This is a genomic window from Daejeonella sp. (assembly GCF_046590655.1).
In the GTDB taxonomy this organism is placed as follows: domain Bacteria; phylum Bacteroidota; class Bacteroidia; order Sphingobacteriales; family Sphingobacteriaceae; genus Daejeonella.
This window is the reverse complement of sequence record NZ_JBKJUM010000015.1, coordinates 1-15,587: the sequence shown is the minus strand read 5'-3', so window position 1 is coordinate 15,587 and position 15,587 is coordinate 1. Positions and strand designations below refer to the sequence as shown.

12 protein-coding genes are annotated in these 15,587 nt (G+C 41.8%); 3 read left to right on the top strand and 9 right to left on the bottom strand.

All coding sequences use genetic code 11. The features are described 5' to 3' along the window. Positions 1 to 4 precede the first annotated feature (4 nt). The 3 genes from ACLL8Z_RS01240 to recJ are packed head-to-tail and all read right to left on the bottom strand — an operon-like array spanning position 5 to position 3,994. On the bottom strand, positions 5 to 1,513 hold the full coding sequence (locus tag ACLL8Z_RS01240) for a GH3 auxin-responsive promoter family protein (RefSeq protein WP_411272927.1): 1,509 nt from the start codon (positions 1,511 to 1,513) through the stop codon (positions 5 to 7). Between the two features lie 24 nt (positions 1,514 to 1,537). Beyond that, the gene (lptB, locus tag ACLL8Z_RS01235; protein WP_411272926.1) at positions 1,538 to 2,272 is read right to left on the bottom strand and encodes an LPS export ABC transporter ATP-binding protein; all 735 of its coding nucleotides are present in this window, start codon (positions 2,270 to 2,272) and stop codon (positions 1,538 to 1,540) included. Positions 2,273 to 2,284: 12 nt separating this feature from the next. Further along, positions 2,285 to 3,994 carry a single-stranded-DNA-specific exonuclease RecJ gene (gene recJ, locus ACLL8Z_RS01230; protein WP_411272925.1) on the bottom strand — a complete coding sequence of 570 codons (1,710 nt, stop codon included), beginning with the start codon at positions 3,992 to 3,994 and terminating at the stop codon, positions 2,285 to 2,287. Positions 3,995 to 4,049: 55 nt separating this feature from the next. Here recJ and ACLL8Z_RS01225 point away from each other — a divergent pair, with 55 nt between their 5' ends. Then, a complete protein-coding gene (locus tag ACLL8Z_RS01225; protein WP_411272924.1) occupies positions 4,050 to 4,814 on the top strand; it encodes an MBL fold metallo-hydrolase in 765 nt (254 codons plus the stop codon). A gap of 119 nt (positions 4,815 to 4,933) precedes the next feature. Here the strand turns inward: ACLL8Z_RS01225 and ACLL8Z_RS01220 are convergent, their stop codons facing one another. From ACLL8Z_RS01220 to ahcY, 6 genes are all read right to left on the bottom strand, one after another. Further along, entirely contained in the window at positions 4,934 to 5,515 is a 582-nt protein-coding gene (locus ACLL8Z_RS01220) for a YceI family protein (RefSeq protein ID WP_411272923.1), read from the bottom strand. 116 nt (positions 5,516 to 5,631) lie between these two features. Continuing rightward, positions 5,632 to 7,239, bottom strand: a complete 1,608-nt coding sequence (locus ACLL8Z_RS01215) for an ATP-binding protein (RefSeq protein ID WP_411272922.1) — start codon at positions 7,237 to 7,239, stop codon at positions 5,632 to 5,634. Positions 7,240 to 7,283: 44 nt separating this feature from the next. Continuing rightward, positions 7,284 to 10,166 carry an aminomethyl-transferring glycine dehydrogenase gene (gene gcvP / locus ACLL8Z_RS01210; protein ID WP_411272921.1) on the bottom strand — a complete coding sequence of 961 codons (2,883 nt, stop codon included), beginning with the start codon at positions 10,164 to 10,166 and terminating at the stop codon, positions 7,284 to 7,286. Between the two features lie 445 nt (positions 10,167 to 10,611). Next, positions 10,612 to 11,175, bottom strand: coding sequence for a hypothetical protein (locus ACLL8Z_RS01205; protein ID WP_411272920.1), 564 nt, complete (start codon positions 11,173 to 11,175; stop codon positions 10,612 to 10,614). Between the two features lie 4 nt (positions 11,176 to 11,179). Beyond that, positions 11,180 to 11,896: a pyridoxine 5'-phosphate synthase gene (locus ACLL8Z_RS01200; protein WP_411272919.1), complete on the bottom strand. Its 717-nt coding sequence runs from the start codon at positions 11,894 to 11,896 to the stop codon at positions 11,180 to 11,182. Between the two features lie 615 nt (positions 11,897 to 12,511). After that, complete coding sequence (ahcY, locus tag ACLL8Z_RS01195; RefSeq protein ID WP_411272918.1) at positions 12,512 to 13,828, bottom strand: adenosylhomocysteinase; 1,317 nt, start codon at positions 13,826 to 13,828, stop codon at positions 12,512 to 12,514. A gap of 374 nt (positions 13,829 to 14,202) precedes the next feature. On the opposite strand from ahcY, the gene ACLL8Z_RS01190 reads away from it, so the two are divergent. After that, complete coding sequence (locus ACLL8Z_RS01190; protein WP_411272917.1) at positions 14,203 to 14,628, top strand: hypothetical protein; 426 nt, start codon at positions 14,203 to 14,205, stop codon at positions 14,626 to 14,628. A 461-nt stretch (positions 14,629 to 15,089) separates the two neighbouring features. After that, a complete protein-coding gene (locus ACLL8Z_RS01185; protein WP_411272916.1) occupies positions 15,090 to 15,500 on the top strand; it encodes a BrxA/BrxB family bacilliredoxin in 411 nt (136 codons plus the stop codon). Positions 15,501 to 15,587: the final 87 nt, after the last annotated feature.

The following is a 15,587-nucleotide window of genomic DNA, read 5'->3' as shown; positions in this document are numbered from 1 at the left end:
CTCTCTACAACATCTTCAAAATTTCATCCACATACGTCCTGTCATTAGCCAGCCTTGGAACTTTGTGCTGTCCGCCGAGCTTGCCGCGGTTTTTCATCCAGTTGTAGAAAATACCGTCGTCGGCAACATGAATAGTTGGCCGGCGTAAGGCCATGTCTTTAAAGCGTTTTGCGTCGTAATCTGAATTGACGCTTCTTAAGGTCTCATCAAGTACATCAGTAAATCTTTCGATATCATCGGGCTTTTTCTCAAATTCTATGATCCATTCGTGCCCACCCGCGTCGTTACCTTTGAAGTAAATGGGACAGGCGGTGTAATCCCTGATTATTGCGTTAGTTTCACTGCATGCTTTGGAAAGACCTTTCTCTGCGTTATCTATGATTAGCTCCTCACCGAATGCATTTATAAAATGCTTTGTACGCCCGGTTATCTGTATGCGATGCGGTGACAGGCAAGTGAACTTTATGGTGTCTCCAATCATATATCTCCATAATCCCGCATTTGTTGAGATGATGAGGGCATAATTCTTATTTAGCTCGACCTGATCTAATCCTAATGTTTTCGGACTTTCGGAATGAATGTTTTCCATCGGCAGAAATTCATAATATATGCCATAATCGAGCATTAATAGCATTTCGTCCGAATCAGGCTGATCCTGTATCCCAAAAAATCCTTCAGATGCATTATAGGTTTCCATATAATACATATCATCCCGTGGAATGAGTTTTTTAAATTGTTCCCTGTAAGGATTAAAGTTTACTGCTCCGTGAAAATAGAATTCCAGGTTTGGCCATACCTCCAGCAGATTGTCTTTGCCGGTTATTTCAAGTACCCGTTTTGCGAGGACGAGATTCCAGGTTGGCACTCCTGATATATTAGTTACATTGACATTTATGGTAGCCTGAGCCATTTTTTCCACTTTCTCTTCAAAGTCATCCATTAGTGCAATGGACATATCCGGAGTCCGGTAAAACTCGGCCCAAAATGGTAAATTCTTTATTAATACAGCAGAAAGGTCGCCATAGCAGGAATCCGCGTTTAGCTGATTAATCTGATGGCTGCCGCCTAGTACAAGGCATTTGCCCGTAAAGATTTTGGTGTCAGGTCTGTTGTCGCAGTACATGGTAAGAAGATCCTTGCCGCCTTTAAAATGGCATTCTTCAAGTGACTCTTCACTTACCGGAATAAACTTACTGCGATCGTTGGTTGTGCCTGACGATTTCGCAAACCATTTAATTTCTGAAGGCCATAACACGTTCTGTTCACCCGCAAGCATCCGTTCGATATAGGGCTTGAGTGTATCATAATTCTGAATGGGTACACGTTCCTTAAACTGATCCTGGGTATATATTGATGAATATCCATAATCTTTGCCCCATTGTGTATGCTGAGCAGAGGATATCAAGCTTTGAAACCATTCATCCTGGACATCATAAGGATATTTTATGAAAAGCTCGATCTGGTGCATCCGCTTTTTCATAAACCAGGTAAAAATAGAGTTTACTATTGTCATAAAATGATAGGACTGTACCTGGACTTAGATTTTCTTTTTGCGCAATTCAAAATTTTGACCAAGGTAGAATTTTTTGGCCATTTCATTGTTTGCAATTTCTACCGGAGTTCCGGTAAGCATAATTTTACCTTCAGCCAGCAGGTATGCCCTGTCGGTGATGGAAAGTGTTTCCTGAACATTATGGTCAGTTATCAGGATTCCAATATTTCTAAGTTTAAGCTTTGCAACAATGCTTTGTATCTCTTCGACTGCGATTGGATCAACACCGGCAAATGGTTCGTCCAGAAGGATAAAATTGGGATCTGCAGCAAGAGCCCGGGCAATTTCAGTTCTGCGTCTTTCGCCTCCTGAAAGAAGGTCGCCCCGGTTTTTACGAACTTTATGCAGGCTGAATTCATCGATGAGCTGTTCCAATTTTTCCCGCTGTGCTGCTTTATCCAGGCGGCCCATTTCTAACACAGCCTTAATATTGTCTTCCACAGTAAGTTTCCGGAATACAGACGCTTCCTGAGCCAGATATCCGATTCCTTTCTGGGCCCTCCGATACATGGGATCTTCAGTAATGTCTGCATCATCAAGATAAACATTTCCCTGGTTAGGCCTGATAAGTCCAACAATCATGTAGAATGACGTGGTTTTTCCCGCCCCATTGGGGCCAAGAAGTCCAACGATCTCACCCTGTGCAACCTGGAATGAAACGTCGTTCACAACTGTACGTTGCTTATATTTTTTTACGAGATGTTCAGCTTTTAAGATCATTTGGGGGGCTGACTAAGCTGAAGGGGATAAACGTATGCCTTTTAAATTCAACTGCAGTGCTTTTTTGTCTTTCCACGTATTTTCTTCAATAGTATAACAAATATCAAATGGCATACCATTGTTTATTTTCGGCAGATATTCAGCGAGTCCGAAACCTATACAGTCATAATATGTTTTGTGATCCTGATGTACGCTCATTTTTAAATGCTTGTCGCCGGCAGCTGAGCCGGAGCCGTAAGTATAAACATTTCTGCTCACAAAAATTGGGGCCATATTCTGAGGCCCGAATGGTTCGAATTGCTTTAAGATTCGAAAGAACTTGGGGCTTATCTGGTCGAGTTTGAGTTCGGCCTCAATGGTAATGGCCTGAACAAGGAGTTCCTCTGGAATTGTTCTGGCAACTACCTCCTCAAATTTCTTCTGGAAAGCAGGAATATTTTCTGTGCTGAGTGTCAGCCCCGCCGCATATTTATGTCCGCCGAATTGTTCGAGTAGATCACTGCATTCTAAAAGTGCTTCATACAAATCAAAGCCAAGTACAGATCTGGCTGAGCCGGCGGCGTAACCATTTGACAAGGTCATCACTATTGTTGGCCGATAGTACTTCTCTGTAAGACGGGAGGCCACTATTCCTATGACACCCTTATGCCAATGTTCATTGTAAACGACTGTCGTTTTGCGTGCTATCAATTCAGGATCAGCATCTATCATTGCTAATGCTTGCTCAGTTATATTGCTGTCGTGCTCTTTCCGCTCAGAATTTTTTAAGTTAATAACCTCCCCCTTCTCGAATGCGGTAGCGTCTGTATCCGCAATCAATAGGTTAACGGCATGTTTTGCATCGTCAATCCTGCCTGCGGCATTAATGCGCGGACCAATGGTGAAAACAACATCAGTAATATTGAGATTTTCTTTTCTACCGGATAAATTCATTAAGGCCGTTATTCCTTTGCAGGGTTCCGTATTTATTTTTTGCAGTCCGTACCAGGCAAGCACTCTGTTTTCCCCAGTAATTGGAACGATATCAGACGCGATACTTACAGCAACGAGGTCCAGATAGCATGAGATATCGCTAAACGGGATATTTTTTTTCTGGGCATATGCCTGAACCAGTTTAAAGCCTATCCCGCATCCGGAAAGTTCTTGATATGGATATGAACAATCTATCCGTTTAGGGTCAAGCACTGCGACAGCAGGAGGCAATACCTCCCCCGGAAGATGATGATCACAGATAATAAAATCTATCTGTTTTTTATTGGCGTATTCGACCTTATCTACCGACTTTATCCCACAATCCAGTGCGATAATTAACGCGTATCCATGTTCAGCAGCATAATCAATTCCCTGTGTGGAAATGCCATAACCCTCTTTGTAACGGTTGGGGATGTAAAAATCTATTTTGGGATGATATTTTTTGAGGAAGCTATAAACAAGGGCTACGGAAGTGGTTCCGTCAACGTCATAATCTCCATACACAAGAATTTTTTCTTGCGCGGCTATAGCATATTCAATGCGTGAAATGGCAAGATCCATATCCCGCATAAGGAAAGGGTCATGTAAATGCTCCAGTTCGGGACGAAAAAAGCGGCGGGCATCTTCAAAAGTGGTAATTCCTCTTCCCACAAGCAGTCTGGCCAGAATTGCATCGACTTTCAGAGACCGCTGCAATTCTTCCATTTCAACAAGGCCTTTCACCTCCTGTTCCACCCACCTTTTTTGCATATCTTTGCCCTTTAACCCGTAAAAATAGAATTTAACCTCATAAAAAGCAAAGACATTGAAAGCATTAGCCTTAAACGAAGGGTCCTTTTCAGTAGATATTTCGAAAACATTTTTGCCCTTCGATCCAGCTATTCATAACCCAAAAGACCGTCCGGCTTCCCTATTTATTTATGTTCAGCCTTTCCTTATTGAAACCCAAAATGAACTCATAATACTCGATACCGGTTTGGGCTTTCGGAACGGAGAAGATCAGCTTATTATACACGAGAATATCCGAAAAGCGGGTTTTCAACCAGAAGATGTTAATCTTGTACTGATGTCGCACCTTCATTTTGACCATTCCGGAGGTATGATAAATAAAATGGGAAATGACGTATCACTGAGTTTCCCTAATGCGGAATATATAATTCAGCGGGGAGAATGGGAGGCAGCTTACAGCAAGCCTTCACGCTCCTACAAAACGGAGATATTTGATTTTATGCAAAGGAGCGGTTCTGTACACTTTGTGGAAGGGAGCGGTAAATTGTCGGAAACGATTTCCTATGAATTAACCGGAGGGCATTGCGAATATCACCAGGTTTTCCTGATCAAAGAAGATAATCAAACCATTTTTTTCGGTGGCGATATACTGCCTGAGCCAGAGCAACTTCTCAGGAAATTCATGGCGAAATACGACTTTGACGGTAGACGAGCGATGGAGCTACGGCAGGAGTACGGTGTAAAAGCTGCAGAAGGTAACTGGGAATGCTTGTTTTACCACGCTAAATCAAAAGCGATTTCGAAGGTGGGGTTGGAAGAAGAGATTTTCAGGATACTATAATTGGAATAAGGAGCAAAGATCAAAGACTGGAAACGTACCTGCCGTAAAACAGACGACACTCAAACTAGCGGCTAGCCCTCCGATCTCCAGTCCTTATTCCTTGCTCTTTATTCCTTGTTCTACCTTTTCGCTACCAAATTAATATTCAACTCAAATTCATCATCAATTGCTTTGTCGCCAATTTCAAGGAAGATAGTTTTAGAACGATATTTGATATCGTATTTTGTACGGTCGACGCGTATTCCATTAGCTACAGCAACAACGATATCTTTTTGGCTCTTAACCGTTGCAGGGAATGAAATTGGCTGACTGATACCCTTAATCGTAAGGACACCTGCAATGTTTACTCTGTCGGATCCAGCGGCAGTAACCTTCGTGATGTCAAATTTTGCGTTTGGATTTTTCTCAGCGGAAAAAAAATCGTCTGATTTCAGGTGAGTTGTGACCTTTGCGTTATCAGAAGTAATGCTTGACATGTTCATAAGAAAGGTTCCTTTCGTCAACGCTTTTCCATTATAAACCAAATTTCCGGAAGTGATCTTGACGGTCCCGGAATGGCCGCCGCCTACCTTCTTCGCCGACCAGCCGATAGTGGAGCGCTCGGTATCAACTGTGTAATTTACCTCTTTCAAAGGTTTGTCGAACGACATAAAAACAGCCATTCCAGTTAGAATTGTAAGGTTTAAAAGTATCTTTTTCATTTTTATTTTAAGTTAATAGATAATGGTGTACACCAGTGTTTTTTAAATATATCTCAAATAAATAAATGTTTAGCCTTAAATTAATTTTGTCACTGAGTTTTTACGGATGCATATAGCTAAGAGCTTACCGCGTTTTTAAAAGAAATTTCAAAAATAGTACCTTCTTCCGGAAGGCTGTTGACCTTTATGCTTCCATCCATGGACTCAATGTGTGATTTAACAATATATAGGCCGAGCCCTTTACCATCTATTTTGCTATGGAAACGCTGGTAAAGTCCAAATATTTTGTTACCGAATTTCTTCATATCCATACCCAGGCCGTTATCGCTGAAATATAAAATTGTATAGTCTTTCCTGACACGTGTCTTCAAATTGATAACGAGATTTCGTTTATCCGACTTGTATTTTATCGCATTAGTTAACAGATTAAGAAGTATGCTATGGAGAAATCTTTTCGGAAAGTAAATACTATCGATAGCCCTGAAGTCTGTTTCGATACGCGCTCCGGATTCATTCACTTGCATCTCTATACTTCTAATAATCATGTCAAGCTCGATCTGAAGATTTAAATTTTCTTTATGCACTTGGTTTCCGGTCTTGCTTGCAACAATCTCTATCAGGTCGCTCAGTGTTGAATCGAGTTGTTTTACACAATAATGAATCTTGTGATTTATTTCATCATGGAGTTCAGGCGATAGCTCGCCTTCAGACAGCATTTCAGTAAGGCTCATAAGATTTACAACTGGTGCCCGGAGATTATGAGAAGTGATGTATGCAAACTTCTGAAGTTCTGCGTTAGTCTTTCTCAACTCTTTTGTGGTGTTTTCCAGCTCGATTTCTTTCTCTTTGATGAAATCTATATCAAGGTGGGTACCTATTAAATTCGCTGCCTTACCATCGTCCTGGAAGTTTACTGTTTTTGTAAATGAGAGAATCCATTTCCAAATGCCTTCCTTTGTTTTTATACGATATACCAGGCTATTTGAAGGATACTTCCCATCGAGAAGGCCGATCATGATTTCTTTGACCATTTCGTAATCGTCCGGATGCACAATATCGAGCCAGGAGGTGCCTTTAAGGAATTGTTCAGGATCGTATCCGAGCAAACGGATCCAGTACTTGTCATAATTAGTCTTGTTGGTCAAAAGGCTCCAGTCCCAAATACCCAATCCTGCAGCCTCTATTGCCAGTTCCAATCGTTGTTCAGCGCCTTTTCTAACAGCAATTTCATTTAGCAGCGCCGTGGTTTTTTTGCGAACAATTTTCCTCAGCTGCCAGTTCCATATAATAGCAATTACGAACAGGAAAGCTGCAATTCCCAAAATATTAATTAAAATATCGAAATACTGAATCTTTTTATCACTTGCGCTTTCAAATATAAACCCGTCCAGTGAATGATCTTTCGGGGAAATGCCAAGTTGCTTAAAAATATATGAGCCGGTTACACCGAAGTCGGCTTTTCCTTCTAAAACCGCAGGAACCGTTGGTATCTGCGAATTGCCTTCAAGTAAGACTACATCCAGGCCGGCTTGTTTGAAGAAACCTTTTTGTGGTGCTGCATAGTATCCTGCAAACTGAAACTGATGATTCCATTTTAACTGGAGCCTAATTTTGTCGCTTTCCTGGGCATTTACTTTTGTATAAGGGAAAACACAAGAACATAAAATTCCTGCATAAATCAATAATCTCGAAATTTGTTTCCTCGATTGTTTAAACTGGATCATGAACCCAACAAATTTACCGAAGATACTAATTTGTTACATTTACCTCAGACCATCTCTTCCATATAACTTTCTATCGGCGGGCAGGCGCAGATCAGCGTTCGGTCGCCGTGTGTGTCGTTTACCCTTCCAACAGATGGCCAGAATTTGAATGCCGCTACGTAAGTTAGTGGAAATGCAGCTTTTTGCCTGCTGTACGAATGATCCCATGTATCGGCGGTTACAACTGCTGAAGTATGGGGTGCATTTTTAAGAGGATTGTCCATTTTATCAAAAGTGCCACTTTCAACATCATCAATCTCGGAACGAATTGCAATCATTGCATCGCAAAAGCGGTCAAGTTCATGTTTAGGTTCTGATTCTGTAGGTTCAATCATCACTGTTCCTGCTACCGGAAAAGAAACGGTTGGAGCGTGGAAGCCATAATCCATGAGCCTCTTTGCTATATCAGTTACTTCAATCCCAAAGTTTTTGAATGATCGGCAATCCAATATCATTTCATGGGCGCAACGGCCATGGCTTCCGGAATAAAGCACCGGATAATGTTTTTCCAGCCGCGTCTTAATATAATTTGCATTGAGTATTGCATATTTGGTAGCGTTAGTTAGCCCTTCGGAACCCATCATCGCAATATATGCATGAGAGATTAACAGGATAGAGGCAGAACCCCATGGTGCAGAAGATACAGCAGGGATCGACTTTTCATTACCAATGTGCACAACCGGATGGCCGGGTAAATATGGCACCAGGTGTTTAGCAACACCGATCGGACCCATTCCGGGGCCGCCTCCGCCATGAGGGATGCAGAAAGTCTTGTGAAGGTTCAGATGGCAAACATCAGCTCCAATTGTTGCCGGACTAGTCAAACCAACCTGTGCATTCATATTTGCACCGTCCATATAAACTTGTCCGCCGTGCTGATGTATAGTTTCACAAATTTCAATTATTGATTCTTCGAAAACCCCGTGGGTAGAAGGGTATGTTACCATTAAGCAGGAGAGATTTGCAGAATGCTCTTCAGCCTTCGATTTCAAGTCAGCAACATCAATATTTCCTTTTTCGTCACATTTTACAATAATGATCTTCATGCCTGCCATAGCAGCTGATGCCGGATTTGTCCCATGAGCAGATGAAGGAATTAATGCAACAGTTCTTTGAAAGTCTCCGCGGTCCTGATGATAAGCACGAATAACCATTAAGCCTGTATATTCACCCTGAGCACCGGCATTTGGCTGTAAGCTCATAGCAGCAAAGCCAGTGATCTCACTTAGCCATTTATTTAATTCGTCAAATATCTGCATATACCCGCCAACCTGATCTGAAGGTGCAAAGGGATGCATCTTACTAAATTCGGCCCAGGTAACAGGAACCATTTCAGTAGTAGCATTCAGCTTCATGGTACATGAGCCAAGGGCTATCATGGAATGACAAAGCGACAAATCTTTCGCTTCAAGCGATTTGATATAACGCAGCATTTCATGCTCTGAATGGTGCGAATTGAAAACCGGGTGACTCAGGAAGGATGATGAACGTTGTAGCTGGGCTGGGATATGCAGTTTGATTCCTTCGCGAAGATCATTAGTATCTACATCCTGAAGATTTTTGCCCTTTACTTTCGCGAAGAGGCGAACTAAAGTCTGAACATCTTCGAACGAGGTGGTTTCATCCAGTGAAATGGTTACGTTGGATCCTTTATAATTTAAATTGACTTCATTATTTAACGCTTCGGCGTGAATTGGATTTACAAGATCGCCAAGATCGAATCGCAGGGTATCAAAGAAATGTTCGTTTTCCTGATTGTAGCCCAGGCTTTGAAGAGAGTCTTTTAACAAGACGGCCAAACCGTGAATTCGCTCTGCGATTAGTTTAATCCCTTGTGGTCCGTGATAAACGGCATACATTCCAGCCATGATAGCTAATAATGCCTGTGCCGTGCAGATATTTGAAGTAGCTTTGTCTCGTCGGATATGCTGTTCGCGAGTTTGTAATGCCATACGCAATGCGTAATTGCCGGCGCTGTCAATAGTTACACCGATGATTCTTCCTGGCATCGAACGCTTATACTCGTCTTTGGTTGCAAAGAACGCGGCATGCGGTCCTCCAAATCCCATGGGAACACCAAAACGTTGAGTGGAACCCACAACGATATCTGCGCCCCACTCCCCCGGTGGAGTTAAAAGACTAAGAGACATTATATCAGCAACAACAGTCAGCTTTATGCCTTTTTCATGTCCTTTGGTCGCGAAGTCTGTATAATTATAGATTTCTCCATTCCCAGCCGGATACTGAACGATCGCGCCGAACATAGACTCGTTAAGTTCTACGGTGCGGTGATCCCCGATCATTATTTCAATGCCGTAAGGAGCCGAACGGGTTTTTAAGATATCAATCGTTTGCGGCAATACTTCTTCCGAAACAAAGAAAGTAAATGCTTCCGAATTTTTACGAAGGCTGTATTGCATGAACATCGCTTCTCCCGCCGCAGTTCCTTCATCAAGAAGAGAAGCGTTGGCGATTTCCATCCCTGTAAGATCGACTACCATAGTCTGGAAATTCAACAAAGCCTGCAAACGGCCCTGAGCGATTTCTGCCTGATACGGCGTGTATTGTGTGTACCATCCCGGGTTTTCCAGTATATTCCGCTGTATAACTCCCGGAACGACAACATCATTATACCCCTGACCAATGTAGGATTTAAAGACTTTATTTTTAGAAGCTGTAATTTTAAGATCATTCAGATAATCGAATTCACTTTTCGCGTCAGGTAAGTTTAAAGTATTTTTCCAACGAATGTTAGAGGGCACGGTTTGATCTATCAATTCGTCTAAGGAATTTACACCGATAGTTCTGAGCATTTTTGCAGTATCCTGCTCTGTAGGAGCAATATGACGCTGCTCAAATTTTTCCTGGTAATCTATATTAAGCTTCATTAAAGGGAGGAATATTGGTGGGGCAAAAGTAAGGAATTTCTGGTTTATTTTTTGATAGAAATGGTGGGTTTATTTGGTGATTTTAAACCTTGGAGGTATTGTATTTTGCCTGCCTCATGCCGGCGGGGGCACCTACTTTCCCTTCAGCTGGAAAGTAGGCAAAGAGCCGTCGCTGCGTCTGCTGCTTTGGAAGTCAGTGGTTTGGCTTTGCCTGTGCAAACCGCACCAGCCGATGCGAATAAAAAGTAGAACGGAGATTCAGTGCTTTGGCTTAAGAAACGTACCTAAAGCTAGCTGGTGTAGAGGGGCTGTCCGCCCAAGGCGGACCGAATAGCGAGGAAGGCTGCGCGCTCTGTGCGTCTCGCGCTCCCCTTTTTTCAAGTGGAGCTGTCGCGCTTTTCGCGGGACTGAGGGGTCTGGAAGCTATTTAAAAATGAACTTTTCGTCATTCAACCTCCCACCCCTTATCCTTCTTCAGCTTTAACTTGTACGTCTTGGTAATAAAATCGCTGTTAGATTCTTTGTTAAGAAAGGGATAAAAGTCAGTGGGTTCTATCTTAAGGGAAACCGTAGCTTTGGCAGTTTTATCATTGGTTTGCTCGAAGTTTACTGGCTTATCATCATCTAAAATATAGTTAACCGCTTTCACGGTTGCCCGGTCGTTACTTTGTTCGATCACTAGTGGCGCTGCATTTTCTTTCAGGGTTACCTGATAAACATAGGTGCTGTCTTTGGACAGGAAAACTTTCTTTTGTTCGTCGAGTTCCATTAGAATCAGTCCTTTATCAGCCAATTCTTCATATTTCTTCAAGTCCACCCGGTCTTTTCTGCTATGGAATTTTAATTCCCCGAATTTGAATGTCGTTGTCTTGAATTCCGGATTGCTTTCCAAATGGGCGGTAATCACCTCAGAAGCATCACTCTCATCAATTGAAGCTTCATTTTTACACGATGTAAGCATGGAAATAATTGCAATAAATAGAATCGAAAGTGATTTGTAGCTGTCCATCGGCTTATTTTAATTGTCTGAGATACATTTGCACTGTATTCTCCAAACCTAAATATAATGAATCTGAAATTAATGCATGTCCGATGCTTACTTCAAGTAATTCCGGGATTTGCTGAGCGAAATATTTCAGGTTATTAAGATCAAGATCATGCCCGGCATTAATACCCAGACCCAGACTGCTTGCCACCCTCGCTGCCTGAATGTAAGGCTTCACGGCAACCTCTTTACCAGAATCATACTGTGATGCGTAGGCCTCAGTGTAAAGTTCAATCCTGTCAGTTCCTGCTGACGCCGCTGATTCGACCATCTCAGCAATCGGGTCAACGAAAATAGAAACCCGAATACCGGCAGACTGAAATTCCGAAATAATTTCTTTCAGATAATCCTGATGCTTAATAGTATCCCAGCCATGGTTGGACGTCAACTGGCCTTCAGCATCCGGCACGAGTGTAACCTGAGCAGGTTTATTTGCCAGAACGAGCTCGATAAACTTTTTTTCAGTTGGGTTTCCTTCAATATTGAATTCTGTTGCAATCACCGCCTTAAGATCGAAAACATCCTGGTAACGTATATGCCTCTCGTCAGGGCGGGGGTGGACGGTTATTCCCTGTGCGCCGAAGCGCTCGATATCCAGGGCGACTTTTAGCAGGTCAGGATTGTTTCCCCCTCTTGAATTGCGTAAAGTTGCTATTTTGTTAATGTTGACGGAGAGGGTTGTCATAATTTGAGGTCGGAGGTTGGAGGTCGGAAGTCTGAGGCAAGACGCCTCAAATATGAAACAAATTTAATGATATGATCAAAGCTCTAATCCCTTCCAAAGCTTCGTCTACCAGGAAAAATAATTCTTTCATGATCTGGTTTGAAAACAAATATACGAAAATTGAATAATGCTTCTTTAAGTATAATCAGTGAAGGAAATTCGATAGCGTAAATGATTTTAAGTGCATTAGTCGATCCTACGCTATAAGTACTGGCTTTTGCAAACTAAACTCAGGCAGCAGCGTTCAATTTTATCAGGTTAAGGGACGGGAGGTTCTGGCCTTCGCCAGAATGACAAGATATGGGAGGGTATATTGGGAGATTCCAGCCTTCGCTGGAATCTGAGGAATCGTCAAATCGCCTTTTTGCAATTGCGATTCCAGCGAAGGCTGGAATCTCCTATTTCTCTAGCAAAACTTGTCATTCCCGCGAAAGCGGGAATCTCCATACCGACGTGTTTGACTACCATCACAAATTGAAATGCAAAAAAACCCTTCCGAAATAATCGAAAGGGTTTATATTAGGCATCTGCAAGATCCGACCTCCGACTTCCGACCTCAGACCTCCGACATCCGACCTAGTACCTGTACGAATCCGCTTTAAACGGACCTTCAACTGGCACACCGATATAATCTGCCTGGTGTTGGTCTAATTCTTCAAGCTCTACACCTATTTTAGCCAGGTGTAAACGTGCTACTTTCTCATCCAAATACTTAGGAAGAACGTAAACTTTGTTTTCGTATTTATCTGTGTTAGTCCAAAGCTCCAGTTGAGCCAAAGTTTGGTTCGTAAAAGAGTTAGACATTACGAAAGATGGATGACCAGTTGCACAACCTAAGTTTACCAAACGGCCTTCTGCAAGAACAATTACGTCTTTTCCGTTAAGTGTGTATTTGTCAACTTGTGGTTTGATTTCCACTTTAGTATCACCGTAGGTCTGGTTCAACCAAGCCATATCGATCTCATTATCGAAGTGACCAATATTACAAACGATAGCTTTGTCTTTTAATGCAAGGAAATGCTCACCGCGAACGATATCGCAGTTACCAGTTGTTGTTACAACGATATCCGCTTCTGAAATAGCTGTAGCTAATTTTTTAACTTCATAACCTTCCATAGCTGCCTGTAAAGCACAGATTGGATCGATTTCAGTTACGATTACGCGAACACCTTGTGAACTTAAAGATTCAGCAGAACCTTTACCAACATCACCGTAACCGCAAACAACAGCTACTTTACCAGCCATCATTACATCAGTTGCACGACGAATGGCATCAACTAACGACTCACGGCAACCGTATTTGTTATCGAATTTAGATTTAGTTACTGAATCGTTAACATTGATTGCAGGTAAATGCAAAGTTCCGTTTTTCATGCGCTCGTATAAGCGGTGAACTCCGGTAGTAGTTTCTTCAGAAAGACCTTTGATTTCAGAAATGAGCTCTGGAAATCTGTCGAATACCATATTTGTTAAATCGCCGCCATCATCAAGGATCATGTTTAGTGGTTGGCGATCCGGACCGAAATGTAAAGTTTGCTCGATACACCAGTCAAATTCTTCTTCATTAAGACCCTTCCAGGCATAAACCTGAATACCTGCAGCAGCAATTGCAGCGGCTGCGTGGTCCTGAGTTGAGAAAATGTTACATGATGACCAGGTAACTTCAGCACCAAGGGCAGTCAATGTTTCAATTAAAACTGCAGTTTGGATAGTCATGTGCAAACATCCTGCGATGCGTGCGCCTTTAAGCGGTTGTGACGGACCGTACTCCTCGCGAAGTGCCATTAAGCCCGGCATTTCTGCTTCGGCTAATCCGATTTCTTTCCGTCCCCATTCTGCCAGGGAAATGTCCTTAACTTTGTAAGGCTCATAAATTGTCTCTACTGATGACATAGTTTGATTTTTTAAGTATTTAATTATCAATAAGTTAAGTATTAAAGAAAAAAGGATGTACACACTATTTGCACACTTTGTCTAAATCTCGCTTATTTCGAATACAAAAGTAAGGCATAGTTTTGCCATTTCAAAAAATGCAGACGATAAGGTTTTATATTACAAAGTTTTGACATTTAAATTTTATTGGTGATAACGCCGGGATTCTTTGGGTTAAGGGAAAAATAATTGATTTCAAGATGTATTCTGTTTGGAGTAGCAATATCTTGCTTAAAAGCAATTATAAAAAATTATTTGGTATTCGTTGATCGCACGAAGATTTGGTATTTTTATTTATAACTATTGATTAATTTTATATTAAATAACTTTAATCCATGAAAAAATTAATTCTCTCTCTGTGCATGCTAACGGTTGTGTATAGCTGTCAAAAAACAAATCGCGAGTCTGAGCAGCTTACTACCAAGGTCTCATTAATGAGTCCTGAAAAAAATGCTTCAGTAGCAGGAACAGCAGAGCTAAGATTCTCATGGGCAGTTGCTCCCACACCTAATAGCGAAAGTTTATATAAAATAAGGATAGTAGAAATTACAGGAGATCAGTCGCCCGAGCAAGCGTTGCGTTGCTGTAAACCCCATTTTGAGAAAGATTCTTTAATAGCATTTTCGTTCATATATCCAAAGAGTGCCATGATCCCGCAATTAAAACTTGGTAGCAAGTATGGATGGGAAGTGATTCTTCGTAAAAGCAAATTTAATGCTGCAGATGTTCTAAGCGAAGCAGGATCATTTTCTGTTAAATAAGTACTGGCATAATCCGAATTTAATATCTGATCTTCTTTGACGGCCATTAAAGTAATATTAGTAAGCTGTTTTTAAAGCTGTATCGAAAGGGTATTTGGTTTCATTGTCGGTTAATTTCCGCTTGACGTTTATGATAGGTTCTATCAATGCTTTCAAAGCGTCAATCTTTATTACTGGACTTTGCCAAAAATTAAGATATTTTAACATTAAAATGGATCGATGGCAAAGGCTACTTGCTTCGATCCGGTTTAGTTTACTCCTGCCTGATGCTTTTTTGTTTGAACAGCAAAGGTATTAGTGGCACAGACCGTGAATAACCTGGAGATTTACAGGGTTTGGAAGACTTAAAACGTACAACGTATAACGTACAACTTTTAGTAATCTCAACGTCAAAACCGCCCTCTAATAGTTAATCTCATTACCAAATAATTAACTTTGCAAATCACTTAGAATTTCAACATATGTACCCAGAATATTTAGTTGCACCAATGCGCCAGGAATTGGTAAATGCAGGCTTTCAGGATTTGAGAACTCCTGAAGAAGTAGATTTGGCGATTAAGTCAGAGGGAACTGTGCTGGTAATGGTTAATTCTGTTTGCGGTTGTGCTGCAGCGAACGCACGCCCGGCTGCCAAGATTTCGACTTCCTTTTTGAAACATCCGGATAAGTTTGTTACTGTATTTGCAGGAATGGAAAAAGAAGCTGTTGATAAGGCAAGAGCACACATGCTGCCCTTCCCTCCATCGTCTCCGTCAATTGCTTTGTTCAAAGACGGGAATTTAGTTCACATGATTGAGCGTCATCAGATTGAAGGCCGTCCGGCGCAAATGATCGCTGATAATTTGAATCAGGCTTTTGATCAGTACTGTTAGTCTGAGGTCTGAGGTCTGAGGTCTGAGGTCTGAGGTCTGAGGTCTGAGGTCTGAGGTCTGAGGTCTGAGGTCTGAGGTCTGAGGTCT